This window comes from Collinsella aerofaciens (genome assembly GCF_964243765.1).
Classification (GTDB): Bacteria; Actinomycetota; Coriobacteriia; order Coriobacteriales; family Coriobacteriaceae; genus Collinsella; species Collinsella aerofaciens_BU.
The window spans coordinates 72,883-99,560 of record NZ_CAXTGI010000009.1 but is presented as its reverse complement, the minus strand read 5'-3'; the positions used below and the strand labels follow the sequence as shown (position 1 = coordinate 99,560).

Below are 26,678 nucleotides of genomic sequence, written 5' to 3'. Positions count from 1 at the left end.
CCGGTTCTCAAGGTGCACGCCTGGCGGCTGGTCCGGTCCGACCGGGCCGCGCGGCAAGGAGATATATTGCCAGACCGGAGGGGCGCCGTGGGCGGGAATCGCGCACTCCATATTTTGTTCACAAATGAATAGGTCCCTCAGTCGCATCACTGAGGTTAAAACTGAAGCATTGGCTTCTGATATTGGCGATGACCAGCTGGTTTATAGGTGTTAAGGCATCGGTCATCTCTGGAGCGCCACTTTACTCCAAAAGCATCAGCTATTTGTTTCCCGTCGGTAAAAGGCAGGTTTTGTTCGCCAAGCGTTCTTATATATAGAGAAGTTCGGGTTCGAACCCGTGTCGCGGCAACAAAAAAGCGGCCGGCATCCGCCAGTCGCTTTTCTATTCTATGGTGGGCCGTCAGGGGTTCGAACCCTGGACCTTGGGATTAAAAGTCCCCTGCTCTGCCAGCTGAGCTAACGGCCCGCGGGTGGCATTGTACCACGGTCTGGGACTATTCCCAACTCCATTGGCCGTTCTGGAAAATCACAACTTCACGTCCATCAGGCGTAATGCCCGTAATATCGATGTCGTCCGTGCCAATCATAAAATCGACGTGCGTGCTCGAGACGTTAACGCCATGCTCCAGGAGCTCTTCCTTGGACATGTCATACCCACCCTCGATGCATTCGGGGAAACCGACACCCAGCGCGAGATGGCAGCTAGCGTTCTCATCATAGAGCGTGTCATAGAACAGAACGCCACTTTCGCGAATTGGCGTGTTCTTGGAAATGAGCGCGACCTCACCCAGATGAGCGGCACCTTCATCGGTGTCAATAATGCTCGCAAGCGTCGCCTTGCCCACGCGGGCATCGTAGTCCACTACGCGACCGGCCTCGAACTTAATCCAAAAATCGTCAACCTTGTTACCGTGGTGAATGAGCGGCATAGCCGAATACACGATACCGTCGGCACGCATACGATCAGGCGAGGTGAAGACCTCCTCGGTGGGGATGTTGGGGAAGAAGGGGTGTCCATCGGGCGTCCTGCCCTTGCCGCCGGCCCACTCGTGACCCTTCGTCATGCCAATCGTCAAATCGGTTCCATTTGCCGAGGTGTAATGCAGGTAGTCGAAACGATTGTCGTTCAGGAAACGCAGGTTCTTTTCGAATGCGGCGTCATGGAGTTCCCAGTCGCTCTCCGGGTCCTGGCCATCGGCGCGAGCGGTGTGCAGAATCGCATTCCACAGCTTATAGATTGCAACCTCATCGGCGTCTCCCGGGAACACCTCGCGCGCCCAGGCAACGACCGGAGCGCCGGCGATACACCACGGGTTGATGTTGTAGTCCAGTCCACGGCGGAAGACCTTGCACTGCGTGTTCCTTGCCTTAGAAGCTGCAGCGGGCTTGGCGGGATCGATACCCTTGAGAGCCGCAGGATCCGCACCCTCGATAAAGATAAAGCAGGCACCGTCCTGGGCCAAGGAATCAAGTTGCAGGCGCTTCCACTCGGGCGTCTGCTCAAAATAGGTTTTATCGACATGCTCGTACGTGAGCCTCGTCACGGCGTCATCGGCCCAAATAACCGTCACGTGACCGGCACCGGCGGCATAAGCCTCCGCGACCACCACGCGCGCAAACGGCGCGCACTCGACCGGAGACTGAACGACAACCTCCTGACCGGGCTTGACGTTTACGCCCTTGCGGACAACCAGGCGCGCATAGTTTTTAATCTTGGGCTCTAGGGCCTTCATGCCCTCCAGAGCCTCTTCGACCGTCAGGGCAGCTCGAATCATGTGCCACTCCATCTATCTATAGAACAGTAAAAAGGCGCGCCGCAAAAACGACGCGCCTTATATCTTAGCGATAAGTATGCATGCAAACGCTACTTCTTCTTGGAGTCCTTCTTGTCCTCCTCGGCAGCCGAGCGCTCGATAAGGGCGTTGAGCTTGTTCTCGGACATGCCCTCGGCCTGCGTGCGGTACATGTTGCGCAGGGGACGAATACGAACGAAGTCGTAGATAAAGTCACCCAAAATGACGACGTAGGACAAAACGATGCCGACCATCTGGACAGGGCTGGACACCATGCCAGCGGGAGCGAAGTACAGCGAAGCCCAAATGGCCACGACGAGCACCATGCCGATAGCGAGCACGGCCCACCAAATACGGCGGCGCTTGGTGTAGTCCTCATCCTGCTTGAGAAGGATATTCGACACCGTGTAGATGCGATCCTCGCGGGCGCGCTGCTTGGCCTTGCGGGCGCGTTTTTCCTCCTTGGAAAGGCCTTCCAGGTTTTCGCCCTTCTCGAGCTCTTTGCGGCGTGCCTTGGATGATGCCGGCACGACGTGAACAGAGCTCGCTGCCTGACGGGCGGGCTTAGCGGATGCGGCGGACTTGCGCGCAACCCCGGTAACCTCGCGGGATTGCGTGCGCTTGTTCGTGGCGCTGCGGGTACTCACTTACGCGTTCTCCTTCATGCTTGTGAACTGGGAGCCCGTGATGATCTGGAAGGCCTCGCGATAGCGCTCGGACGTGCCATCGATGACCTCGGCGGGCAGGTGCGGGGTCTCCCCCGTCATATCCCAGTTGGCCTTGAGCCAATTGCGGACGAATTGTTTGTCGTAGCTAGGCTGGATCTTGCCCTCCTCGTAGCTGGCGGCAGGCCAGAAACGGCTGGAGTCGGGCGTGAGGCACTCGTCGATCAGCGTAACCTTGCCATCGATGACACCAAACTCGAACTTGGTGTCGGCGATGATGATGCCACGGGTCGCGGCGTACTCGGCAGCGGCCTTGTAGATCTTGAGAGACAGGTCGCGAATCTGCGTGGCGATGCCCTCGCCAACGATCTCGCAGCAACGCTCGAACGAGATGTTCTCGTCATGGTCACCGATCTCGGCCTTCGTGGACGGCGTGAACAGCGGCTCGGGAAGCTTGGAGGCCTCGGTCAGACCCTCGGGCAGCTGAATGCCGCAGACGGTGCCGTTCTCGTCATAGGTCTTCTTGCCCGAACCGGTCAGATAGCCGCGGACGATGCACTCGATAGGAATCGTCTGGGCCTTCTTGACCAGCATGGCGCGGCCTGCGAGGTAGTCACGATACTCGGCAAACTCCTCGGGGAAATCCGCCGGGTCGATGGAAACGAGGTGGTTGGGAACGATGTCGGCAAACTTATCGAACCAGAATGCCGAGATGCGGTTGAGCACCTCTCCCTTAAACGGAATCTCGTCGGGAAGAATGAAGTCGAACGCAGAAATGCGGTCGGTGGCGACCATCAGCAGGTTTTCACCGGCATCGTAGATATCACGAACCTTGCCACGGGAATCCGGACGACGCTCCATCGTTGTCACGTGAGTCACTCCTTACCAAAATACGACAGTAATGCGGGTTCTTTCCCGCACGTTTTCGCAAACTCGGAGCGGCAGGGACGAAACCCCTCCTTCACCGAATAGCGAAAAGCTAGTGCTCCATTGTAGTAGATGCCGCGTCCGCCGTGTGCTCGCGAGGCAGATGAATCGTAAAAGTCGTACCCTTTCCAAGCTCCGACTCCACGGAAATGTAGCCATGATGGCGCTCGACAATCTGCTTGGTCACGGCGAGGCCCACGCCCAGACCGCCCGCCTCACGGGCACGGCTGGCATCGGCGCGCCAAAAACGACCGAAGATGCGCGACAGATCGTCCTTGGCAATACCGATGCCGGTATCCGAAACGGCAATACTGACATGCTTGCGGTCACTGAGCACCGACACCACGACCCAACCGCCCTCGGGGGTGTAGCGCATGGCGTTGCTCATGAGGTTGATGACGCACTGCGTGATCATGTCGGGATCGGCCTCGACGACATCGTCGTGACTCTGGGTTTCATCTGCAAAGCGCAAGCGCAGATCGCGGTCAACAAACAGGCGCTCCTGAGCGTTGACGATGGAACGCACGAAGGGAACCATGTCCACCGGCTCAAGGTTGAGCGGCGCTGTGCTGTTTTCCATGCGCGATAGATCGAGCATCTGCTGCACCAGACGGGCCAGGCGACGTGTCTCGGATGCAACGGTTTCCAGATGCTCGTCGTCGGTGGGATACACCCCATCCTGCATGGCTTCGACTGTCGCGAGCATGGCCATAAGCGGAGTGCGAAGTTCGTGAGCCACGTCTGAGGTCAGGCGCTTCTCGTGTTTCATATCCTTCTCAAGCGAAGTGGCCATCTCATCGAAGGTCTCACCCAGCTGATCAATCTCGTCATCACCGCGCAAACCAGTACGAGCGGACAGATCGCCATCGCGAATTTGCTTGGCCGTGCTCGTAATACGATGAATCGGCTTGGTGAGCATGCGCGACACGAGCGATCCGATAACGACCGAAATGCAGATTGCAACAACCGCGGCGAGGGCCATGGCGTTAAAGGTCTTCTCCCTAAATGCAGAATCCGCCTTGGTGAGCAAGGCATCGGAGCCGATGGCCCATAGCTTTACCTGTCCGACATGCTCGCCCGAAGACGTTATGATTTCGACGTTGGCAACGCTATCGGAGTCGGTTGGAGCAGACGAGACCGGGCTATGCGATGCTTTTTTACCGCTCGAGCTGCTCGACGCTGATTCGCTCTCGCGCACATCGGCGGTCGCACTTGCCGAAGGCCATGAGTCGTCATAGACGACAACGCCCTTCTTGTTGACGACCTGCATACTCAGGTCGTCGGACACCAAACTCGATGTCGCGACCGTACGTAGCTCGCCCGCAGTCCAGTTGCCGTTTTCCTCATACGAAGTCGCAAGCTTTTCGGCAGCGGAATTTGCGATTTCGACGATATTGGAGCGCGTGTAATCCGAAAAGACCGTGCCCCACACAACAGAGACCACGCCCACCAGCACCAATACCGTCATGAGCGATGTCAGAGCAAAAGCAAGTGCCATGCGCGAGGGATAGCTCATCGTTGGCCGCGAATCGGAACGAGGCGTGTTCCAACTAGCCTTGGAACCCGCCTCGCTCTCCTGCTTGTGCTTTTGTCCGATTTCAAAGCGCGCAGGTGTCATATGTGATTTCCCTATTTCTCGTCCGACTTATCGGTCTTGGCCGGAGCCTCGAAGCGATAGCCGACACCGTGGACGGTGTAGAGCCACTTGGGCTTCTTGGGATCATCGCCCAGCTTGGCGCGAAGGTTCTTCACGTGGCTATCGATGGTGCGCTCATAGCCCTCAAAGTCGTAGCCGAGCACCTTCTCGACCAGCTCCATGCGGTTGTAGACGCGACCGGGGTGACGGGCAAGCGTGGTGAGCAGCTTAAACTCGGAAGCCGTCAGGTCGACTTCCTTGCCCTCGACCAAAATCTTGTGGCCCGAGATATCGATGACCAGATCGCCGAAGTCGAGTACCTCGACGGCTGGCTCGTCGGCCTGATGGGCACGGCGGAACAAGGCGCGTACGCGCGCGACAAGCTCGCGCGGCGAGAACGGCTTAATCAGATAGTCGTCGGCGCCGAGCTCAAGACCGATAATACGGTCCTCGATCTCGCCCTTGGCAGTCAGCATGATGATAGGGACATCCGAGGTATCGCGAATGGTGCGGCAAACGCGCTCGCCGGGGATCTTGGGGAGCATAAGGTCGAGCACGACCAGGTCAAACTGATGCTTCTCGAACTCCTCGATCGCGGACTGACCGTCGCCGACACCCACAACCCAGTAGCCTTCGCGCTCGAGATAGGCAGCGACGGCGTCACGGATTGCCTTCTCATCCTCGACCAGCAGAATCTTTTTTGCATCTGAAGCCATAACACGGCCCCCCTGTCTCAATCAGCTAAGAACAAGCCCATTTTAACGCACCTGAGCCCGCCGGATGCCACTATGACGCGGCAGCTCGGCGGGCGGTACTCACAATTACAACGCGTTTATTCCCCTGTTGGCGCCTTTTTAACCCCTCTAAGCTTAAAGAGAGAATAGGCGTGCGGTGACCGTCTCGGGTATACCCTGGCTGTTGCGCACCGTGGCGTACGTAAGGAATGAGTCCGATTTTCCCGCCGTAGCTGGATAATCGCCATATTCCAAAGCGCGGTCGGGCGACAGTAGCGAGCCATAGGTCTTGGCAGAGGTGTCGATGAGAAAATGCGATGCCTGTACCTTAACGAGATATTTATTCTTCTTGCCGGCAGCACATGCGAGTGGCTCGCGGGACAGGAAGAGGTATGGCCCTCCCTCATTACCGATATACGTGCCCATGTTGCCCAGGCTGCCCACGCCACTATAGGTCGCCTCGATAGAAAACACGAAGGTATCGCCCATATATACGGCCTCGAAAGGCGAGACTGACGAGGGAAGGACTAGCTGGGCACGTTTGGTGTTGTTGCCATCGGTCAGATCGATTGCCGTTATGCCGTAGTAGACGCCCTCGTCGTTGCGGACACGCGGCGAGATGGTCAAAATGCCGTCGCTCACGCGCGGGGCCGACGCAAAGCGGCCCGTCGATTTCCAAATTGTCTCGGCCTTGGATTCATCAAGCGAGCGACGATAGCAAAACGAATCACTACTCGCTTTATTGCCGCCTGCCGAAGGCATTTTATACCAGATGGCTGATGACCCGAACGCCGTGAACAGTGGCGGATCGTAGTCCTTGCCACCTCGATCGAGCTCAACCACGTCGCCAGAGAGCGAAGCGCCCGACAGATTTTGGGCGTAGAGCTTCCACGATGAACTGGCAAAGTTCATCTCAACCCACGCAAACACGCCGTCGCCGGCACGGACATCGTAAAAAGCATATCCCGTGCCCTCGATAGGATTCTCAATTAATGTGGTAAGCGAGCCATCGCCCAGGTTGAGCACACCGAGTGTGTTGGCGTGCAGTGCCGATGCGGGCGCCATCATTGCCGCAGCATAGTCACCATCGCAGTAGTACAGCAACGTGCCCAGCGGCAGCGTCCACGATGCCGCCGGCTCAAGATCGATGTCAACTGCCTCGTACTCATCAGTGATCGAGACAATCTTCGAATCGTCCTTGATAACCTGCGGCTCGCCAGCGGCATCATCACTGGTGCCCGTTTTTTTCGAGCAACCGGCAAGCACCGTGGCAGCGCCCGCGGCAGCACCGCCGAGCACAAAGCCGCGGCGCGATATTCCATTCTTGATGTGGTCGGCGATACCCATTAGGCGATCTCGGCGCGAGCAGCCTCGATAGCGCGCGTAAGCTGATCGGCGCAAGAGGTCTTCTTCATGCCGCAGGTATTGCCGGCAAGAACCTCGATCACACGGTCGGCAGGAGCGCCCTCGACCAGTTTAGAGATGGCCTTGAGGTTGCCATCGCAGCCGCCGGTAAACTCAACGCCCAGCACCTTGCTGCCGTCATCGGAAAGGTCAAGGTGAATATTGCGAGCACACACGCCCTGAGGCTTGTAATCAAACGAAATCATGCGATCCCCTCTCAGAATGTTATTCGAGACGACTATTATCCCCGTCTTTCCCTAAATGCAACGAGGCGCTTTGCCGGCAACACACATTACCAGCAAAGCGCCCTAAAAAGCTAACGTTATGCCCGAACCTACTCGAAGCTCAGCTGCTCCAGACGATCAAAGACCGTGTCGATACGGGTGAGGAAGTCCCACGGATCAAAGATCTCGTCGAGCTTCTCCTGACTGACGGTGCAGCGCGGGTCGGCCTCGAGACGTTCCTTAAAGGTGGGGCCGGAGACACAATCCTGTACCTCATGCCAGGTTGCCATGGCGTTCTCCTGCACAATGGCGTACGCGTCCTCGCGGGTGATGCCCGTATCGACGAGGGCCAGCAGAACCTTGGAGGAGAAGATGAGACCACGGGTCTTGTTGAGGTTGGCCATCATGCGGGCAGGGTACAGCTGCAGGCCGTCGATAACGCGGATGAGGCACTGGAACATGTGGTCGAGCGCGATGAAGCTGTCGGCCTGGGCGACGCGCTCGGCAGAGGAGTGCGAAATGTCACGCTCGTGCCACAGGGCGACGTTATCGAAGGCAACCTGAGCGTTGGACTTCACGACGCGCGACAGACCGCAGACCTTCTCCATGGTGATCGGGTTGCGCTTGTGCGGCATGGCGGAGCTGCCCTTTTGACCCTTGCGGAACGGCTCCTCGGCCTCGAGGGTATCAGTCTTCTGCAGATTGCGAACCTCGGTAGCGATGCGCTCACAGGTGGCCGCGGTGGTGGCAAGAACGCCGGCGAGATAGGCGTGATGGTCGCGGCTGATAACTTGCGTGGACAGCGGGTCGTGAACCAGGCCCAGGTGCTCGCAGACATACTCCTCGACAAACGGCTCGATGGAGCTGTACGTGCCGACAGCACCCGAGATGGCACCGAAGGCAACATTCTTGCGGGCGTCCTCAAGGCGATCCAGATCGCGCTTGAGTTCCCAGGCCCAAGAGCCGAACTTCATGCCGAAGGTCATCGGCTCGGCGTGGATGCCATGAGTGCGGCCGGTACAGAGCGTGTTGCGCTCCTCAAAGGCGCGACGCTTGCAAATCTCGCCGAGCTTCTTGACGTCCTCGATGATCAGGTCGCAGGCCTGGGTGAGCTGGTAGCACAGAGCCGTGTCGCCCAGATCGGAGCTGGTCATGCCATAGTGAACCCAGCGGCTGGGCTTGGGGTCGCCCTCGGGAACATCGGCGTCGATGTACTCCTTCATGTTGGTCAGGAAGGCGATGACGTCGTGGCGCGTGACCTCCTCGATCTCGTCGACCTTTGCCTTCTCAAAGTTGGCATGGTCGCGGATCCACTGGGCTTCGTCTTTAGAAATGCCGATCTTGCCGAGCTCCGCCTGGGCCTCACAGGCCAGGACCTCGATCTCCTGCCAAATGGCGTACTTGTTCTCGAGGGAGAAGATGTGTCCCATCTCCGGGCGGGTATAGCGATCGATCATAGCGGCTCCTTTTTGGTTATTGGCACGTTGGTCGTAACCCAACCATTGTACCGTGCGCAGGTGCAAGTATGGGCAGCAGGCATTAACCTAACATTTTGGAATTGGAGCGGGCAACGGGACGTCCGCGTATTTGCTTCGCAAATCCGCACCGGCTGCGGTCGATCTCCTCGGATTCACGGAGACGATGGGGAAGACTTTGTTGAATTGGCCGTCCCAAGGTCTCCCGCGCTCGATGGAGCGGGCAACGGGACGTCCGCGTATTTGCTTCGCAAATCCGCACCGGCTTCAGGCGCCTGCCGGCGCCTTCGCCTGCTCGCTACAAACGCTTCGCGTTTGTTTTATGCTCGCACCCTGGCGGGTTCGAGTCCCGGCGCTTTATTGAAAAAAGCACGGCACCGGAACGGTGTCGTGCTTTTACTTTTTCTGGAGCGGGCAACGGGACTCGAACCCGCGAGTGTCAGCTTGGGAAGCTGATGCCTTACCACTTGGCGATGCCCGCTTGTGTGTTGGCTAGTATAACGCGGTTGTCTTGTTCGATACAAGGGTGGCGATGCTTGTTTTAGCTGTGGAGATTCGTTTGAAAATCGCATCAATTGTGGAGACGAGGACCTTTGGCCTCCTGTTCTCCTTATCTTCTACCTGCGCTTTTGCCTGATTGTTGTATTTGAGCTCAATTTGTCAGGAATTGGGCAAGCTTTTGGTCAGGCTCCGGTACTTACCCGCATGAACCTCGGGGGTAGCCTCATCCTACGCGTCGCAACCTCCCCATGCGGCGCACGAGGGATAAGGAGCAGCCATGTCCAACGCACCCACGCACTCTGTCCACAGCGCAATCGCAACAGGTCCGCTGCTCCTGCTCCTCTTCCTGCTTTTCGGCTGTCTGGCACCGGGAGCCGCATTTGCCGTCGATGGCTACGACCAGCTCGGCTTCCGCACTATTAGCGATGATTGTGGGCCCTTCTTCATCGGCAAGTATGAAGCTCAAGACGCCTCGATTGCCTACTGCATGAACCAGGAACGCCCCGGGCCCACCAAGCCGGGCGGTCCATGGCTCAACTTTGATCAAGGCTGGGTGTGGCTCGACGACGAGTTCGCAGCAATCGTTTGTCACGGATATCCTACCGCCACGTCGTTTGGCGGTTACCATCTTTCACCCGATCGCGCCCGCGCCGCCACCCAACTCGCCGTATGGATGCTCAACGGCACTACCCATGTCGACGGCAGATACTCCTACACGACCGCTCAGGGCAAAACCAAGAGTGGGCACTTTACCGCCGACAATGAAGTCGTGGCGGCTGCGCGGTGGCTCCACGACAACGCAAAATCAGGAAGCATCAAAGCCGCTCCGCACCGCGCGCGGCGCTATTTAGGAACCGTATCGGGCGGCAGCAAACGTCAAGACATGCTCTATGTACTGCCGGCGGTCTCTGTTTCCTTCCAAAAGCAGTCTGCGAACACCGTTATTACCAGCGGAAACAATACCTATCAGTTTGACGGGGCAACATTCGATGTTTTTGAGAGCGCCAGCGACGCACGTGTCGGCACCATCCAGATGGACGGCAACGGTCGAGCACAGGCAACACTTCTGCCCAATACGGCATACTACCTAGTTGAAACGAAGGCGCCGGCCGGCTATGTCCCTCGTCGTGATCGCATCGCCTTTACCACGGGGAATGACGGTGGACAGGTCGACATTGAAGAACAGCCCGGCACCATCAACCTGCGTATCGTAAAACTCGATGCCGCGACGAATGCCGGCCCCCAGGTGGGATCTTCGCTCGCAGGAGCAGAATTCGTGTGCGTATCGCAATCAACCCCTGGATGGACACAAACTCTCAGGACCGATGAAAGCGGTCGAGCTACCCTCACCGATGTCCCCCTGGGAACCTTTACCATCTATGAATCGAAGGCGCCCGAGGGCTATTTGCCCTCCGGTGACAGTTGGTCTTACACCGTTGGAGCCGACCAACTCGGCGATTCAGGCGTGGTCGAGATCGAATCTCGCGTTTCCGATATCCCCATTGCGTTTGACCTTGAGATTTCCAAATTCAAGGACTACGGCAATAGCGATCAATCCGGCCTGGAGCAGCCGGCAGGAGATGTTGTCTTTGAGGTTGTCAGCAACAGCTCTCAGCAGGTTGTTGGCACACTGACTACAAACATCTATGGCTTTGCCTCCACCAAAGATCAGCCCGGAGCATGGTTCGGCACAGGCAAGCGACCCGCCGGTGTCCACGGAGCCATCCCATACGACCGCGCCGGCTACACCGTTCGCGAGGTTCCGGAAACCGTCCCCGAGGGTTTTAAACGTGCAGGGGAATGGACCGTCGGGGCCAATCAGATCTCCGACGGCGCCGAGCTTCAATATATCGTGGACAACCACGCCCTGTCGACGCATCTCCAAATTGTAAAACGCGATGCCCAAACAGGCGCTTCTGTTCCCCTAGCCGGATTCACCTTCCAACTCCTCGACAGCAATCACAAACCTGTCTCACAAACTTGCTGGTATCCAGCACATAACGTAATGGACACCTTTACGACTGACGCGACCGGCACCGTCACACTGCCCGAATCGCTCGTGCCGGGCACCTATTATGTACGCGAAACCTCGGCCAAAGAGCCCTATCTTGTCGGCGGAGAGATCGAGGTAAACATACCCGCCGATATAAACCTAACGCCCGTTGCAATCGTCTCGTATTATGACCACGCCGCGACCGGAAACATCAGGATCGTTAAAACCGATGCCGTAGACGGCAGCAGCCTCGCGGGCGCCATCTTTGAGATCCGTGCCTCGGGTGATATCGTGCGTCCCGACGGTAGCATTGCCGCGCTCGACGGTGAGACTGTCGCTACCGTCACGACGGATGAAACTGGAGAAGCACGCGCGGACGACCTCCCGCTGGGATCTGGCACCGCACGCTACGAGGTTGTCGAGACTCAAGCGCCGACCGGCTTCTTACTCGACCGGACGCACCATATCGTCGACCTTACCTATGCCGACCAGAAAACACCCGTTGTGGAAGCACGGCTTAACGTATCCGACGATTACACCAAGGTTGATATCTCCAAGGTCGATGCAAGCGGAGAGCAGGAAGTGAAAGGCGCACAGCTCACCTTATATGGTCCCGATAAAACCGAAATAGACTCCTGGACCTCATCCGACAAGCCGCACCGCGTCGAACATCTTGCACCCGGCACCTACTCGTTGCGCGAAATGATATCTCCGCGGACCTATGACCTTGCCGAGGAGATAACGTTTGAAATAAAGGACACGGGAGAAGTCCAATCCGTCTCGATGAAGGATGCGCCCATCGAGATCAAAGGACAGGTCGACAAGCGTCAGGAGCTTGTCCAACCTATCGAAAAGGGCCTGTTGGCCAACGGCGATGGTAAAAATCGCGCCGCGACGCAAACCAATAGTGATGGGCTTTTCTCCTATACCATCGATGCTCGAAACGATTCCGCTACTTGGGTTGATGAGTTTACGATTACCGATGATCTTGAGTGCGCCAAAGACGGCACGGCGAGATTCGTCTCAATCGAAACCCCCGTCGCCATCGGCGACCTCAACGGTCTGTGCAACGTGTGGTATCGCACGACGCCGTTGGACTCGACAGACGTCGATGAGCCGGCAAACGCGACGCTTGACGATGGGCACGAAAATCCTTGGCTTGAGTCCGACGAAGTAAAAGAGAGTCTGGGTGAGGATTGCCGCCTCGTCGATTACGACGGCTGGCACCTCTGGAAGACGGATGTCTCGACCACGGAATCCACCACACTCAAGGCGAAAGAACTCGACCTTGCATCCAATACCGTCGTGACGGGCATTCGCATTGAATACGGTGCGGTAGCCGCCGACTTTACGACTCGAAGCGATACGGATTCTTGGACCCGCGATGATCTCAAAGATGAGCACGACGACCTTGACGATGCCAAAGCAATCCTTGGCACAGATGCTCGGGGCGCAGTCGTGCACATGCAGGCAACGTCGGCTTATACACCCCAAACTGCACTCACCAACAGCGCACGCGTCGATCTTTGCCGCAACGGCGGCGGCGATAAACTTGAGTCACATGACGAGGACCGTGTCATTCAACGCTGTACCCTACCGCAGAACCTACCGGCAACAGGATCAGCTCCCATCGCCGCTTTCATCACCGCGCTCCTGACCTCGGGTGCCGCAGCCCTATGGTTCGCTCGCCTTAGGTCAATCCCAAAGAAGCGCTAGCGCGATGAAAAAGCGGGCGAGCCAGTCCCCCGGCTCGCCCGCTTTCAATCATTTAAATCGCCGTATCTACTCTGCAGACGAAGATCCACCATCAACGATTGCTTGCTCGGACTCAGGAATCCCATCGGCACCCGTGCTCTGTTCTTGCTCCACCTCTTCGCTGATTGCGGAGGCGGGGGTCGAGCCCTTCGCGCCCACGATGTAGGCAGCTCCAAACCCTAACGCAATGGCAATCAAGGTCAAAATCACGTAGACAGGCCAATGGCGCTTAATATACGAAAACACGTTGACTCCTTAGAGCTCCGTCTACGAACGGCGGATAACCTCGGTCACGACCTCGGATACCGTGGCAATGTTCGTCGGGTTGACATTGTGGGGCAGGTCGTCCTCGGTACGAGCGCAAGCCAGACGCGTGCCGTCCACGCCGGCGATGGTGAGGGCTCGGCGGCTCGCCTCGAGCGCGGCGTAGGCATCGGTCTTGGCATAGGGCATCTCGAGCGCGCCACAATCGACATGGAACGACTTGCACACCTTGCTGACCAGGTTCATGATGCGGCGATCGCCCTTGAGCAGCTGCTGTTCGCCCTCAACCGTCACCACCGAAAGCCTACCGGCGCCGACGGATTCAAGATTGATGAAGAAGACGCCGCGGAGCTTATCGCGATGCGAAGCCAAGAAGGCCTTCATACCGGCGCCATCACAATCCGAGGCGCCCGTTGCCACAAACCAGATATCGTGACCGAGCAGCTCATCGTCGCCCATAGAGGCGACAGCCGAGAGCATATCTTCGGAAGAAGCTCCGTCGGAAGACGTAGCGCCGCCCTTCCAGCCATCGTTATCGTCCTCGAAATTATCCCACGAACCGATGCCGCGACCGGACTTCTTGGCATCGTAATCGTCTTCGACGCCCAGCCAATCACTCATGCTGTCCTGTTCGTTTTTCTTTTTACGACCGAACAGGCCGCCCAGGCCGCGCTTGCGAGCCTTGGGTGCCGCCGGGGCGGGAGCCGAAATGGTCTCGATCGGCTGAGCGCCCGACGCAACGGGCCTAGGAGGCGCAACGGGTGCCGATGTTGGTTCGGGACCCTGAGCGGTAGCAAAGGGGTCGTTGACCTGTGCGGAGGGGTCGGGAAGGTCGAACAGCGACGTGCGAGACGCAACGTTTGCCTGCTTCATCGACGGCAGCGACGAGTCGGGGACCGAAGCCAGCGGAGACGAGGAAGGTGCAGGCGACGGAGCCGACGCCGGATCGGGAACATTCATCTGCGGACGCGGTGATGCCTGGGAGGAAATCTGGGCCATAAGGGAATCGACCGTTTCGTCCTGGGTGGGAGCAGCATCGACAACCGTGGCACCGGAACCACTCGGGGTCGGCATGGTGAAAATCTGCGTGGAGTAAGGCCTCGACTCATCTGTCTCGGGAGCCTCGGAAACCGCAGGTACTTCCCCCTGCTCGACCTTGGTCGAATCATCTTGCTCGGCTGCCGCGTATTGCTCTTCGTCAGGGTTGGCCTCGACGGCCTCGATCTCGGCGGCATCTTGGACTTCGGCAGCATCAATAGGCTCGTCATCGTCTGCCGCGTCGCCCTGCTCATCGGAAACAGGAAGGGGCTCGGCAATCGCGGTGCCTTGCTTTTCAAACGTTATCGTGGAATCGAACTGCGCGGCATCAAACGACATGGCGCTATCGACGTGCTGCTGAGCCTCGAAAGACGTCGTCGCCTCAACAACATCCGTGGACGCCGGTTGCTGGGACTCAAAGGACGTTGTAGCTTCGGCAGCGTCGACGGGCACGGACTGCATAGCCTCGTTCTGCTCGAACTCCTGCGCCGCGCGCTCACGTGCCGCCTCGGCTGCCTGCTGCTGAGCGATAGCCTCCTGCTCGGCAGCCTCGCGTGCGGCAGCGCGCTTCTCCTCGAAATCGTCGACAAATTTCTTGCCCTTTGCAAGCGCACCCTTAAAGAAGTTGGAAGCACTGGCGCCAATCGAAGAGAACGCGGATGCAATATCGGCATGGGGCGTTGCCGCGGGAATCTCGGCCGAGAAATCAGTATCGCTCTCGTAAGACACGCGCCTCGGCTGTTCAACGTAATCGTCGTCAGACTCGTCCGTAACGTCTTGCGCCGGCGCGGCGGGAGCCAAAATGTCCAGTCCTGCCGCGGGATCGATCGCGGACACCGCCTCGGGCTCGGCAACGGCAGCGGTAACCGCGGCAGACTCATCATCCACGGCGACAACGGGCGCAGGTGCAGTCACGACGGGGGCAGGCTCGGGCTCAAACGTCGGCTCCTCGCCTTCCTCGTAATCGAGCGTGCAGGACTCGGGAAGCATTCCGAGCGCACGGATGGCATCCGAACCAAAGCGGATGTTGCCGGCGGCATTGCGATAGAGCTTGGGCTCGGGCTCGGCCGCGACAGGCTCCTCCGCCGGCTCGGCAGCGGGAACCTCGTCATTGAACTCTTCGGCCTGGACAGCCTGATTCTGATCCTCGGGCACGATGGCGCCAATCAGCGTCTCGTCGGCAGACGCACCCTCAAAGCCCTCGATCTGCTCGTCGAAAGCCTCGCCCTGTTCGGGCTCGGTCTGAGCGTCGGGAGCAATCGGCTGACCGAACTCGTCCTCGGCGTAGGTAGGCTCTTCATACTCGATGGTGTTGCCGTAGTCGTTTTGCTGTTGGGCCGCGGCACACTCCGCTGCTGCGCGCGCCATCTCCTCGGCACGACGCTTCTGCTCCCCAAAATAGGTATCGAACGGAACATCGTCGGGAAACTCGTTTTCGCCCTGGAAGGGAGCAACGTTGTCCATAACGCCGAGCATAGCGGCGACAGAAGACTTGTTGCACACCGCGCCGGACGTATAGGGAAGAATGTAGCGGTTAGAAATGATGTTTGCCGCGTTGGCGAGCGCAACGAGGGAAGCGAGGATCGCGACAATCCACAGCAGAACCTTGAGCGCGCCGGGGAGCGGCAGGATACGCAAGATGGCAACGGCAGCAGGGGCAACCGTGGCAACGGGCAACAGCTTGGCGATGAGCGCACGATAAGAAGCATAGGGCTCGCGGGTGAGCAGCTCAGCACGGGGAGAGTCGTAGTGTGCGACAACGACCACCGGGCGGTTGCGCGGAGACGCGAGCGGGCCCGAGGCCTTGTGGTAGGCGATGACATTTTGGCTCACGCCCGTCTTGCCCAGGCGCGAAACCACGGGGTGGCCCGTGCGTTCGAGCACGTAAAGAACGGCACCGACAATGGCCAGCAAGGTGCCGACCAAGCCGATACCGCCGCCGATGCCCATCAGTAGGGCGCCGGCAAACGCAAGAATACCGGTAACGGCAAATGCCAACCTACTGGGCGCCGGGGCATTGAACTCCTGAACCTCGGGATCAAAGCCGTGGTTGCGGAAGATCTGAGCGATATCCTCGGCAGCCAAGCGCTCTTCTTCGCTGCATGCCGGCGTAATGCCGGTGTTCTGCAGCAGGTGGTTAATATAGTTCTGGGTGTTCGCCATGTGCGCTCCACATCCATAATCCGACAAATAGGCCCAATGCATGCACATTAGAACCGTATATAGTCGAAAGTATACCCCGAGCGAGCGCAAACGACCGAATTCGGGCCATCTTAACGCCCCGAGCGGACAAGGATATAGCCTAATCTCCATATCGGACTAAAATCATGGCAGCAAACCATCTTCTCATGCGAGGACTCTATGACGGCAAGCGACTCGACCGCGACAATTAAAAAGGGGAATTCGGAGCCCAGTTTCGATAAAACGGCTCAGCGCATCCTCAATCTTTTCTTTGTGCTCAACAGCTCTCCCGAACCGCTGACGACCGAGCAGATCGTCTTGGATTCTGACCTGGGATATGACTCGGGCAATATCGACTCGGATAAGCGCAAGTTTCGGCGCGATCGTGACAAACTGCTCGAGCGTGGCATCTTAATCAAGGAGGTTCGCCCCGCCGGTGCGCAGGAGACCGAGGAAAGCTCGTGGACAATCGACCGCGAGCACACGTTTGCAGCAGGTGGCCTCATCACCGCAGACGACGCCGACATCCTACTCAACGCCATCGACCAGACGCTAGCGGCCGGCTCTTCCACCTTTGCCGCGCCGCTTGCCGATATTCGCTCCAAGATTGCCTACCTCACCGGCAGGACGACGGCGGACGAAGCACCGATTCGCCGCTCTCCCACCGTCGATGCGGTATGGAGCGCCTTTGCCGAGCGATGCGCGCTGCGATTTTTATATCAGAACGGCCGCGGCGAGCAGAAAGAACGTACCGTCTGCGTCTACGGCATGTTCGAGCGCGAGGGCGTGGCGTACTTCTGCGGCCTCGACAATGTCACCGACGACATCAGGACATTCCGCTGCGACCGCATCGTTCGCGCTTGGCGTCCTTCGAAGGCCTACGCCATCCCTGCAGACTTCAATCTCAACGACTATCTGTTCTTTGAATTCGATTTTGCCGACCGACCGCCCGTTGCAGCTACGTTCTCATTCGCCCCTCAGACGCAGATCGATATGATCAACGGTCTCACGCGCGGGCGAGGTAAGCTCGCACACACCGATGCGGGATGGATCTGGACCGTTGACGTGCGCGACCTTGAAGCCGCTGCTTCATTTTGCATGGCCCACGCCATGGACGGCATGAGGCCCATGGCCCCCAAATCGCTCAAACAGGCGTGGAACCACCTCATCGAAAGGACGGTGCACGAGCATGCCCGTGCGTAAACTCACCAGCGAGCAGAGGCTCTCGCGCGCCATCGACATCATGGAGGCCCTCTACGCCGCCGGCGAGAACGGCATGACTCGAAACGAGATTTGCAGTCGCTTTGACATCACGGGGGCGTCGCTCGACGAGATTCTCGAGATCGTCTCGACGCTCGCGGACCGAGAATCGGGTGCGCGTATCATCTGCGAATGCCACGGCGAGCGCGTGGTCCTCACCGGTGACGCCGGGCGTGTACTACCGCTGCGCCTGAGTGCCGCCGAGGGCGCTGTGCTCAACCACGAACTTGAATCGTTGGGGATCGAGCCCCAGGCGGCGGCTCGAATTCGACATGCTCTTCTACCCGAAGAGCTCGGCTATAACCAGCACGTCTTTGACACCGTCAACCACGGGTCGCACTGGCAGCAGCTGAGCTGCGCCATTCAGGACGGCGTTCGCTGTCGTATCTCGTATCGCTCGATGGACGATGCGCGGCCACGCGAGCGTCTGGTCGACCCCTTGCGCATTACAGCAAACGGCGACCAAACATATCTGATTGCCTGGGACATCGCGGTCGATGAGCAGCGCACCTATCGCATGGATAAAATCGAGGGACTCGCCTTGACGGAAGACTCCGTCGTGCCTCACGCACCGGACGTTGCATCCCTCCACGATTCCCTTGCCCGGACGCAGCGTAGCGCAAAGCTCTTGATGCCATTCGATATGGCGGAGCATCTGGACTGGGCCGGCATCACCCTAATCGAACGCAGCGGGACAGACATGGCAACGGTAACCGTACATTACGGCTCCGAGCGTTGGCTGCTGAGCCAGATAATCGCAGCGGGCGGAGCCATCCGCATCTTGGATGACCCCGCCCTGTCAAAGCGTCTGTGCGATATGGCAAAAACCCTCGTCTGTCCGCTTTAGCGCCGCCGCTCGTGGCGTGCACGCCACAGCTGCAGATAGTGCCCGATCTGCGCCGATTCGATGCGCTGGTAGGAGCTCGTGGGCAGCGACGTTAAGAACTTCTTGCCATAGCCCTTCGTCACCAGGCGAGGATCCGCCAAGATCAGCACACCGCTATCGGTCGACGAGCGAATCAAACGCCCCGCGGCCTGCTTAACCTCGAGCACCGCCTCGGGCAGCGAATAGCGCGCCCATGCGCGGTCTTCGCGCAGGTTGCGCTCGCACGAGAGCGGGTCCGTGGGGCTCGAGAACGGCAACTTGGGAATGATGACGCAGCGCAGCGTCTCGCCGCTGGCATCAAACCCCTCCCAGAAGGCCTTGAGCGCAAAAAGCGACGAGGTCGGTTCGTTGATAAACCGGTCGCGCAGGCGACGAGGAGATGAGTTGCGCTGCTGGCAGTTGAGCTCCAGACCCGCACGGGCCATCTTGGGCTCAACGCGGGCGTATAGGTCCTCCATGTCGCGCCGATTGGTGAACAACGTGAGCACCGATCCGCCCATGGCAAGATGGGCGTCGACCAGCACGCGCTCGAGCGCCGTAAGATAGCTCTCACGATCGCGCGGATCGGGGATATCGCCCGCAACGACTACAGCCATGTTCGAATCGAAGTCGTAGCTCGAGTCCAAGTGCAGCGATGAGGATGTTGAAGCACCGATGCGATCGAGGCCGACCGCATGGTTAAAGTGTTCAAAGCTTTTGGACACCGTCATGGTCGCCGAGGCAAAGATAGCCGTGTGAACCTCGGGCAGCCACTCGGTTGCCAAGGCCTCGCCGATGTCGATGCGCTCGGCGGTCATTGACTCTCCGCCGGCACGCAGCCTGCGATTGACCTGCAGCGAATACACGTAGTGTTCATCGGTACCATCAATGATGAGTTTTAGGTTCTCGGCCAGCTCGTGCAGGCGGCGCGAGATATCACCCAGGTCGACAACAACCTCTGGCTTGTCGGCGGCGACGGCTTGCACCAGCGCGTCGACGCTCTTGTCAGTTTGTTCCAATGCGTCGATGCCAGTGTAGGCCGACTGTAAGAAATCATGCCAGTCGTCAGATTCGCGCAGCTCGGGGCCAATCCATAGATTGGCATTGTCATAGCCCCCACGGGCACGGCGACCGAGCTCGCGAACGCCATCGAACACGCCGGCAATCGCCATGCTCGCGCGCGCAACCGTCGACGTCGCCTTGGCAGTAAGGCCCAGATAGAGCGTAGAGCCCTCGGAGGTTGCCAAATCACGGGAAACCTGGCTTAGCGCGCCGGTGCTCGAGCCACCCAGACGCTCAAACAGAACGCGTGATTCGTCCGCCGACACCACACGCGCCCACTGACGGCGCGCCTCGCGCTCGATGGAATGGGCCTCGTCGATTACCCAATGACGAATCGGCGGCAAAATCCTGCCCTCGGCCGCGACGTTGCGGAACAGCAGGGAATGGTTGGTGACCACCACATCGGCATGCGCCGCACGACGGCGAGCGCCGTGGACCAAACATTTATCAGGGAAAAACGGGCAGAGGCGACGAGCACACTCGCGCGAGGCCGTCGTAAAGTCGGGACGGTTGACGCTGCGCCACCGAATGCCGAGCGAGTCGAGGTCGCCATCGGCTGATTGGCAGACGTACGCCATAATGACCGCGACCGCCGTGAGCGTGTCCGCCGGATCGCGCTTGGTGGTAATCTCGACCTGGCCGCGGCTCATGCGCTCAAGCTTGCGCAGGCACGGATAGTGGTCATACCCCTTGAGAGCGCAAAATGACAGACCACCGTCCAGTTGCTCCGCAAGTTTTGGCAGCTCATGGTACATGAGCTGGTCGGCAAGATTGTTCGATTTGGTCGCAATACCAACCGTGATGTTGTTACGGCGTGCTGCCTCGGCAAAAGGCACCAGATAGGCCATCGATTTGCCGACGCCTGTGCCTGCCTCAATTACTCGATGAGTGCCCGTGACCAGCGCATCGCGGACCTCGAGCGCCATCGCGATCTGCTCATCACGCGGCTCGTAGGTGGGATACATGCGATTGACCAGGCCACCTGGCGCATAGTCTGCCTCGATCTCCTCACGACTCGGCATCTTGAGAACCGGCAGTTCATCGGCGTCCACCCGATCGTCGGCGCGATCGGCCTTGAGAACGTCAGCACGAGCGGCGCTGAGAGAGAAGATGGAACCAGGGTTCTGCCCTGCCAAGAATGAGAAGATAGGACGATAGGACCAAGGCACGTCCGGATGCATGTCGGCTAGGCGCGCCATGAGGCCCTGGGGCAAGTCGGCGAGCGCCACGAGCAACACGCGCCATACGCCACACAGGGCGTCGACGTCGGCATTGGCACGGTGTGATACCGAGTCGCAGCCAAACAGATCGGCCATAAAAGACAGCTTGTGCGAGGCCAGGCGCGGAAGCGCGATGCGCGACAGCGCCAGCGAATCGATCCAAATATCGCTCACGTTGACGCCGCCTTTGACCGACTCGATAAACGAGCGGTCGAACGTGGCGTTGTGTGCGATCACCGGGCAGCCACCGACAAAATCGGCGAGAGCGGCGACGGCCTCAACCGCCGACGGGGCATCTGCCACATCGGCATTTGTAATGCTCGTGAGCTCGGTAATCTCGGCGGGAATCAGCTGCCTGGGATGCACGAAGGTATCGAAGCGGTCGATGACCTCGCGGCCCAAAAGACGGGCCGCCGAGATCTCGATCAGCTCGTTGTCCTGCACCGAAAGACCCGTGGTCTCGGTATCGAGGATAATCACATCTTCCTCGATAAGGCCGAAGGACTGCGTTTTGGCGCGGTCGGCAAGCGTGGCATAGGAGTCGATGACAAACTGCGGCGTTCCTGACGAAACCGCGTCCTCGATTAGCATGCAATGCCCGCTCGACGAAGGCCCATACGGATCAGGCTGTCACAGACCTGCGGGAACGTCATGTCGTCGGTGTGGCGGATCTCATCCGGATACAGCGACGTATCGGTCATGCCGGGAATGGTATTGGTCTCGAGGATAACGGGGCCGTCCTCGCTCACAATAAAGTCGCTGCGCGAGATACCCAGGCAACCGAGGGCCTTGTGAGCGGCACAGGCAAGTTCCTGAGCGCGAGCGTAATTCTCGGGTGAAATCTGCGCCGGAATGCGATGGATATCCGTAGGGTCGACATACTTCACGTCCAGATCGTAGAACTCGCAGTCCTCGGGCTTACGAATCTCGACAATCGGCAGGGCGCGTACGTCATCTTCGCCGTATACGCCGACGGTGATCTCGGTACCCTCGATGCACTTCTCGACCAGCACTTTGTCGCCGTACTCAAACGCCTTGGCGATTGCCGCGGGCAGCTCGGAGGGCTCATGGACCAGGGAAATGCCATAGCTGGAACCGTTGACGGCCGGCTTCACAAAGCAGCGCTCGCCACAAACCTCGACGATATGATCGATATCGACTTCATCGCCCACCTCGAGCGCAAGGCCGGGGGCAATGGGAATGCCCGCCTTGGCGTATAGGAGCTTAGAGACCTCCTTGTCGGCACCGCAGGCGCTGGCAAGTACGCCCGAGGCCGTGTAGGGGATACCCAGGGTCTCCATGGCACCCTGCATGGCGCCATCCTCACCGCCGGCGCCGTGCATGGCGATAAATGCCACATCGAATCCGCCGGTCGCCATGGTTACCATAAAGTCATCGGCGGCCGTGTCAAGCAGCTCCACCGAGGTGTAGCCGGCTTCCTTCAGTGCCACCACAACGTTCTTTCCCGAATCGAGCGAGATCTCGCGCTCGGCGGAATGACCGCCCGCCAAGACCGCTACGTGCATGTTCTCTAGGCTTTTACCCGGCATGGGCAGACTCCTCCTCTATAATTTCTGCAGCTGATACCATATTGTAGCGATACCCTCTACGTTTCCCCAAAATCGAAAGGCTTCCATGAATCCCAGGACTAAATCTCAGGACATTCGCGACTTGAGCCAAAACGATATTCGCGAGCTCGTGGCCGAACTTGGCCAGCCCGCCTTCCGCGCGAAGCAGCTCATCGAATGGGTCTTTGAGAAGAACGTTTGTTCGTTTGACGATATGACCAACCTTCCCAAGGCTTTCCGTGAGCAGCTTAAAGAGGCTTTTGCCTTTGATACGCCGACTGAACTCACCAAGCAGGTTTCCAAAGATGGCTCGCGCAAGTATCTGCTCGAGTACCACGATGGCATTTCCGTCGAGACTGTCGGCATGCCCCGTCGTAACAAACTTTCCGTCTGCGTTTCCACCCAGGCAGGCTGCGGCATGGGCTGCGCCTTTTGCGCTACCGGTCTCAACGGCCTCAAGCGCTCTCTGACCGCTCAAGAGATCGTCGACCAGGTGCTTCATGTATCCAACGACTTTGGCGAGCGTGCCACAAGCGTTGTCTTCATGGGCCAGGGCGAGCCGTTTGCCAACTACGACGAGGTTCTCAAGGCATTGCGTATCCTCAACGACCCCGATGGTATCGGTATCGGCGCTCGTCACCTCACCGTCTCTACCAGCGGCGTTATTCCCGGTATTCGCAAATTTGCCGATATCCCCGAGCGGTTCACTCTTGCCGTTTCCCTGCATTCCGCCATCCAGCCGACGCGCAATAAGCTCATGCCCGGTGTTAAGAAGTACACGCTGCTTCGCCTTCTCGAAGCGCTTCAGCTCTACACCGAGAAGACTGGCCGCCGCCCGACCTATGAGTATGCCATGATCGAAGGCGTCAACGATACGAATCCCGAGATGCAGGCACTCTGCGACTTCTGCGAGGGAACGCTGTGCCACGTTAACCTGATTCAACTTAACGACATCGAGGGCAGCCCGCTCAAGCCGTCGCCGATTCATAAGGTTGAGGATCTTCAGCGTCGTCTTGAGTCCCGTGGCATCGAGACCACGATTCGTAACTCCCGTGGTAACGATATTGACGCCGCTTGCGGACAGCTGAAACAGCGCTTCAAAGTTCAGAAGAACGCATAGGGGAGTCGCACTCCAAAACGTTTCATGTGAAACATCGAACGGCCCCTGTTGCAGGATATGCAACCGTGGCCGTTTCATTTATTGACCTCAATTTTGGACCGCTGCTAGCTTTCCCATTTTTTTGGACAAAATAAGGGACCCTTGTCTCATGAATCAGACAAGGGCCCCTCAAAATATGCAGGGTAATTGTTAGGTACCTAATAGCCTACATTTTCCCATTGGTTGCTAACCCAACCTTGATTAATCTTAGGATTTTTCGTTACCTGAGCAGTGCGCATGGCAACATCTTCTGTCATAACATCCATTTTCTTCTTGGAAGTATCGACAATATCCCACGCACCACGAAGCAAACGACCTCGAAGTTCATCGTCTGTCGCGATCTTATAGCCAGCAAAGGCACCAGCCGCGACAGTCGTCACCAATGCAATCGCAGTTAAAATCTTATTCCTCATCTTGGCCTCCTTGATCAAACTGAATCATTTCACCAAGAATACGAGAGAGCTCTTCCTCGTCTTTAAACTCAATCTCAATCTTATTCTTTCCACGCGAGCTCTTCACGCGCACGTTGGTATTAAATACCTGACGAAGTACACGCGCAGCCTTTTTAAAAGACTGAGGCGTTGCAGGCCTCGGAGTCTTAGGCGTCTCTCCGGCAGAAAACAATGGAGCAAGATTTTCTGTCGCTCTTACGGAAAGGCCCTCCGCAACAACCTTCTCTGCAAGTCGAATTCGAGCATCCTCATAGGGAACTGCAAGAATCGCACGTGCGTGACCAGCAGTAAGTTTACCCTCAAAAATCATCTGCTGAACTACTTCGGGGAGATCGAGAAGGCGCAGCGAGTTTGTAATTGCAGAGCGTGACTTGCTTACGGCCTTCGACAACGCCTCCTGGGTCATACCGCTAGCATCGATGAGCTGGCGATAGCCCTTAGCCTCTTCGACGGGATTCAGATCAGAACGCTGAAGATTTTCGATAAGAGCAAGAGCCAGCATCTCTTCATCATTAACATCTTTAATGATGACAGGCAGTTCCTCAAGACCAGCAAGCTTTGACGCCTGGTAACGACGCTCACCAGCGATGATCTCATAGCCGTTTCCATGTTTGCGAACCAAGAGCGGCTGCAAAACGCCATGTTCTTGGATTGACTCGCTCAACTCGCGAAGTTCAGTTTCATTAAAGTGAATTCGCGGTTGATTAGGGTTGGGAACGATATCCTCAATAGGTAGTTTTGTTTCAGATGCGACATTTGAAGCAGATGCAGCAGAACCACCGGTCTCATACTCAGCCTCTGAGACCAAAGCATTGAGTCCGCGTCCCAATCCACCACGTTTCTTTGCACTAGGCACGCTTGATCACCTCTTTTGCAAGGTTCATATACGCTTTTGCACCCTTGTTTTGAGGTGCATAGGTAATTACCGGTTCTCCAAAAGACGGAGCTTCAGAGATTTTAACCGTACGGGGAATCAGTGTCTTAAACGCCTTATCACCAAAGTACGATTGAACTTCTTCAACAACCTGATTCGACAAAGAAGTACGTGAGTCATACATGGTCATAAGCACGCCATAGGTGTCTAAGCCCTTGTTCAGACGCGATTTGACCATCTTCATTGACTCAAGCAGCTTCGTAACGCCCTCGAGTGCGTAATACTCACACTGGATTGGAATCAAAACGCTATCTGCTGCGGTCAAGGCATTGATAGTAAGCAGGCCGAGCGAAGGAGGACAGTCAATGAAAATAAAATCGAACTCGTCCTGAATCGGCTCAAGCAAATCTTTGAGGCGGGTTTCACGAGCAATTGCGCTTACGAGCTCAATTTCGGCACCTGCAAGCTGAATCGTAGCTGGAATTACGAATACCTTTTTGCAATTTGTATCAAGAACAAGCGATTCTGCCGGCACATCATTCAACAATGCATCATAGATGCAGTGATCAAGGTCTTCTTTTTCAATTCCAAATCCACTGGTGCTGTTTCCCTGCGGATCAAAATCGACAATCAGTGTCTTACGACCCTGCTCACCCAGTGCTGCTGCAAGGTTTACAGCCGTCGTTGACTTACCGACGCCGCCTTTTTGATTGATGATTGCAATGATACGCGTGTCTTTTGCGCTCTTAGAACGCTTAACGTCGCGAAATCCCACGGTCCCTCCTGGTGTGTATTAAAGCTGTCAAACGGAGGATGTTTCACGTGAAACATTCCGATTCGATATCAACCGCCATGTTTCACGTGAAACACTGCAAGTTGTTAGTATCCATTATGTTTCACGTGAAACATCAAGGCAAGCGGATTCTTCTTTGCCATGCCATTTGCACGAGGCAATGAAACGGATGCTGGATGACTCTTCTTAAGAACAATGAACTCCCTGTGGCCCAAGCCCTCAGGCAAATCGATTGCGTCATTCAGAAGCAAAGTGAAGCCGCAAATCTTAGCTGCTGACATGCCGGAAGCAAGCTCCTCATCCGAAGGATTGCCCTTGGTGATAACAAATAGACCTCCATCCTTGAGGAACGGAGCCGCATACTCAACAAGAATCGGTAGAGGGGCCAGTGCGCGGGCGGTTACGACAGAGAACTGCTTCTTATGGCTTCGAGCATATTCTTCAAGACGATCATGAACGGCATGAGCATGTTTCAATCCAAGAGCATGGACAAAAGAATTGACAGCATCAACCTTCTTGCCAACAGAGTCAATATAAGTAGCTTTACGATGCGTGGTTATGGTTAAAGGAATACCGGGGAAGCCCGCACCTGTTCCCATATCGAGCAAAGCTCCCTCAGGAGCCTTATTGATATAAGGGAGCAAAACAAGAGAGTCGAGGATATGAAGTACCGCAGCATCTTCAACGTTAAGAATACGGGTGAGATTAGTTGTCTTATTTGTTTCCAGAACCAAATCCAAATGCTGAATACAATTCCTCATCTCAACATCAGATACGCTCAAGGAATACTCTTTGCAATAGGAAGTTAGACGAGTCAACATCTCGTCAGCTTGCT

20 protein-coding genes and 2 tRNA genes are annotated in these 26,678 nt (G+C 57.4%); 4 read left to right on the top strand and 18 right to left on the bottom strand.

All coding sequences use genetic code 11. The annotated features are described in order from the left end of the window. Positions 1-390 precede the first annotated feature (390 nt). From ACESSC_RS07575 to ACESSC_RS07530, 10 genes are all read right to left on the bottom strand, one after another. A tRNA-Lys gene (locus ACESSC_RS07575) sits at positions 391-466 on the bottom strand. Between the two features lie 28 nt (positions 467-494). Further along, a complete protein-coding gene (locus ACESSC_RS07570) occupies positions 495-1,775 on the bottom strand; it encodes an aminopeptidase (RefSeq protein ID WP_373162268.1) in 1,281 nt (426 codons plus the stop codon). Positions 1,776-1,864: 89 nt separating this feature from the next. Next, positions 1,865-2,440 (bottom strand): ABC-2 transporter permease, encoded by a 576-nt coding sequence (locus tag ACESSC_RS07565; protein ID WP_089572556.1) that lies wholly within the window; start codon positions 2,438-2,440, stop codon positions 1,865-1,867. Next, positions 2,441-3,319 carry a phosphoribosylaminoimidazolesuccinocarboxamide synthase gene (locus ACESSC_RS07560; RefSeq protein WP_373162276.1) on the bottom strand — a complete coding sequence of 293 codons (879 nt, stop codon included), beginning with the start codon at positions 3,317-3,319 and terminating at the stop codon, positions 2,441-2,443. A 118-nt stretch (positions 3,320-3,437) separates the two neighbouring features. Further along, positions 3,438-5,003 (bottom strand): sensor histidine kinase, encoded by a 1,566-nt coding sequence (locus ACESSC_RS07555; protein WP_373162265.1) that lies wholly within the window; start codon positions 5,001-5,003, stop codon positions 3,438-3,440. Positions 5,004-5,014: 11 nt separating this feature from the next. After that, the gene (locus tag ACESSC_RS07550) at positions 5,015-5,737 is read right to left on the bottom strand and encodes a response regulator (protein ID WP_006236208.1); all 723 of its coding nucleotides are present in this window, start codon (positions 5,735-5,737) and stop codon (positions 5,015-5,017) included. A 153-nt stretch (positions 5,738-5,890) separates the two neighbouring features. Then, positions 5,891-7,102, bottom strand: a complete 1,212-nt coding sequence (locus tag ACESSC_RS07545; RefSeq protein WP_373162262.1) for a hypothetical protein — start codon at positions 7,100-7,102, stop codon at positions 5,891-5,893. Further along, on the bottom strand, positions 7,102-7,365 hold the full coding sequence (locus ACESSC_RS07540) for a TIGR03905 family TSCPD domain-containing protein (RefSeq protein ID WP_055251303.1): 264 nt from the start codon (positions 7,363-7,365) through the stop codon (positions 7,102-7,104). The genes ACESSC_RS07545 and ACESSC_RS07540 overlap by 1 nt, the downstream gene beginning before the upstream one ends. 128 nt (positions 7,366-7,493) lie before the next feature. After that, complete coding sequence (gene purB / locus ACESSC_RS07535) at positions 7,494-8,840, bottom strand: adenylosuccinate lyase (protein WP_373162259.1); 1,347 nt, start codon at positions 8,838-8,840, stop codon at positions 7,494-7,496. Positions 8,841-9,264: 424 nt separating this feature from the next. Continuing rightward, positions 9,265-9,339: transfer RNA gene (locus tag ACESSC_RS07530), tRNA-Gly, on the bottom strand. Positions 9,340-9,636: 297 nt separating this feature from the next. Here ACESSC_RS07530 and ACESSC_RS07525 point away from each other — a divergent pair. Continuing rightward, positions 9,637-13,068: a SpaA isopeptide-forming pilin-related protein gene (locus tag ACESSC_RS07525; protein WP_373162258.1), complete on the top strand. Its 3,432-nt coding sequence runs from the start codon at positions 9,637-9,639 to the stop codon at positions 13,066-13,068. 66 nt (positions 13,069-13,134) lie between these two features. On the opposite strand, the gene ACESSC_RS07520 is transcribed toward ACESSC_RS07525, so the two are convergent. Together ACESSC_RS07520 and ACESSC_RS07515 are read right to left on the bottom strand one after the other, a co-directional pair. Next, the gene (locus tag ACESSC_RS07520) at positions 13,135-13,353 is read right to left on the bottom strand and encodes a hypothetical protein (RefSeq protein WP_022094153.1); all 219 of its coding nucleotides are present in this window, start codon (positions 13,351-13,353) and stop codon (positions 13,135-13,137) included. A gap of 21 nt (positions 13,354-13,374) precedes the next feature. Then, the gene (locus tag ACESSC_RS07515) at positions 13,375-16,572 is read right to left on the bottom strand and encodes a hypothetical protein (RefSeq protein WP_373162256.1); all 3,198 of its coding nucleotides are present in this window, start codon (positions 16,570-16,572) and stop codon (positions 13,375-13,377) included. A gap of 198 nt (positions 16,573-16,770) precedes the next feature. Between ACESSC_RS07515 and ACESSC_RS07510 the strand changes: the two genes are divergently transcribed. After that, positions 16,771-17,793: a helix-turn-helix transcriptional regulator gene (locus ACESSC_RS07510; protein ID WP_373162255.1), complete on the top strand. Its 1,023-nt coding sequence runs from the start codon at positions 16,771-16,773 to the stop codon at positions 17,791-17,793. Next, a complete protein-coding gene (locus ACESSC_RS07505) occupies positions 17,780-18,697 on the top strand; it encodes a helix-turn-helix transcriptional regulator (RefSeq protein WP_373162253.1) in 918 nt (305 codons plus the stop codon). Before ACESSC_RS07510 ends, ACESSC_RS07505 begins: the two co-directional genes overlap by 14 nt. Here ACESSC_RS07505 and ACESSC_RS07500 read toward each other — a convergent pair. Both ACESSC_RS07500 and ACESSC_RS07495 read right to left on the bottom strand, forming a co-directional pair. Beyond that, the gene (locus ACESSC_RS07500) at positions 18,694-21,588 is read right to left on the bottom strand and encodes a helicase C-terminal domain-containing protein (RefSeq protein WP_373162251.1); all 2,895 of its coding nucleotides are present in this window, start codon (positions 21,586-21,588) and stop codon (positions 18,694-18,696) included. The genes ACESSC_RS07505 and ACESSC_RS07500 overlap by 4 nt on opposite strands. After that, positions 21,582-22,547: a D-alanine--D-alanine ligase family protein gene (locus ACESSC_RS07495; protein WP_117637917.1), complete on the bottom strand. Its 966-nt coding sequence runs from the start codon at positions 22,545-22,547 to the stop codon at positions 21,582-21,584. Before ACESSC_RS07495 ends, ACESSC_RS07500 begins: the two co-directional genes overlap by 7 nt. An 85-nt stretch (positions 22,548-22,632) precedes the next feature. Here ACESSC_RS07495 and rlmN point away from each other — a divergent pair, with 85 nt between their 5' ends. Then, positions 22,633-23,685, top strand: coding sequence for a dual-specificity RNA methyltransferase RlmN (gene rlmN, locus ACESSC_RS07490; RefSeq protein WP_373162249.1), 1,053 nt, complete (start codon positions 22,633-22,635; stop codon positions 23,683-23,685). Between the two features lie 197 nt (positions 23,686-23,882). Here the strand turns inward: rlmN and ACESSC_RS07485 are convergent, their stop codons facing one another. The 4 genes from ACESSC_RS07485 to rsmG all read right to left on the bottom strand — a co-directional run bounded on the left by ACESSC_RS07485 (position 23,883) and on the right by rsmG (position 26,625). Further along, positions 23,883-24,137, bottom strand: a complete 255-nt coding sequence (locus ACESSC_RS07485; RefSeq protein ID WP_117820630.1) for a hypothetical protein — start codon at positions 24,135-24,137, stop codon at positions 23,883-23,885. Next, the gene (locus tag ACESSC_RS07480) at positions 24,127-25,032 is read right to left on the bottom strand and encodes a ParB/RepB/Spo0J family partition protein (protein WP_373162246.1); all 906 of its coding nucleotides are present in this window, start codon (positions 25,030-25,032) and stop codon (positions 24,127-24,129) included. The genes ACESSC_RS07485 and ACESSC_RS07480 overlap by 11 nt, the downstream gene beginning before the upstream one ends. Beyond that, positions 25,025-25,825: a ParA family protein gene (locus ACESSC_RS07475; RefSeq protein ID WP_022093800.1), complete on the bottom strand. Its 801-nt coding sequence runs from the start codon at positions 25,823-25,825 to the stop codon at positions 25,025-25,027. The genes ACESSC_RS07480 and ACESSC_RS07475 overlap by 8 nt, the downstream gene beginning before the upstream one ends. Before the next feature lie 104 nt (positions 25,826-25,929). Next, a complete protein-coding gene (gene rsmG / locus ACESSC_RS07470; RefSeq protein WP_373162245.1) occupies positions 25,930-26,625 on the bottom strand; it encodes a 16S rRNA (guanine(527)-N(7))-methyltransferase RsmG in 696 nt (231 codons plus the stop codon). Positions 26,626-26,678 lie beyond the last annotated feature (53 nt).

Coding starts and splice junctions, on each gene's coding strand:
- ACESSC_RS07570 (WP_373162268.1), bottom strand. CDS start 1,775: ATGATTCGAGCTGCCCTGACGGTCGAAGAGGCTCTGGAGGGCATGAAG.
- ACESSC_RS07560 (WP_373162276.1), bottom strand. CDS start 3,319: ATGGAGCGTCGTCCGGATTCCCGTGGCAAGGTTCGTGATATCTACGAT.
- ACESSC_RS07555 (WP_373162265.1), bottom strand. CDS start 5,003: ATGACACCTGCGCGCTTTGAAATCGGACAAAAGCACAAGCAGGAGAGC.
- ACESSC_RS07550 (WP_006236208.1), bottom strand. CDS start 5,737: ATGGCTTCAGATGCAAAAAAGATTCTGCTGGTCGAGGATGAGAAGGCA.
- ACESSC_RS07545 (WP_373162262.1), bottom strand. CDS start 7,102: ATGGGTATCGCCGACCACATCAAGAATGGAATATCGCGCCGCGGCTTT.
- ACESSC_RS07540 (WP_055251303.1), bottom strand. CDS start 7,365: ATGATTTCGTTTGATTACAAGCCTCAGGGCGTGTGTGCTCGCAATATT.
- purB (WP_373162259.1), bottom strand. CDS start 8,840: ATGATCGATCGCTATACCCGCCCGGAGATGGGACACATCTTCTCCCTC.
- ACESSC_RS07525 (WP_373162258.1), top strand. CDS start 9,637: ATGTCCAACGCACCCACGCACTCTGTCCACAGCGCAATCGCAACAGGT.
- ACESSC_RS07515 (WP_373162256.1), bottom strand. CDS start 16,572: ATGGCGAACACCCAGAACTATATTAACCACCTGCTGCAGAACACCGGC.
- ACESSC_RS07510 (WP_373162255.1), top strand. CDS start 16,771: ATGACGGCAAGCGACTCGACCGCGACAATTAAAAAGGGGAATTCGGAG.
- ACESSC_RS07505 (WP_373162253.1), top strand. CDS start 17,780: ATGCCCGTGCGTAAACTCACCAGCGAGCAGAGGCTCTCGCGCGCCATC.
- ACESSC_RS07500 (WP_373162251.1), bottom strand. CDS start 21,588: ATGCTAATCGAGGACGCGGTTTCGTCAGGAACGCCGCAGTTTGTCATC.
- ACESSC_RS07495 (WP_117637917.1), bottom strand. CDS start 22,547: ATGCCGGGTAAAAGCCTAGAGAACATGCACGTAGCGGTCTTGGCGGGC.
- rlmN (WP_373162249.1), top strand. CDS start 22,633: ATGAATCCCAGGACTAAATCTCAGGACATTCGCGACTTGAGCCAAAAC.
- ACESSC_RS07485 (WP_117820630.1), bottom strand. CDS start 24,137: ATGAGGAATAAGATTTTAACTGCGATTGCATTGGTGACGACTGTCGCG.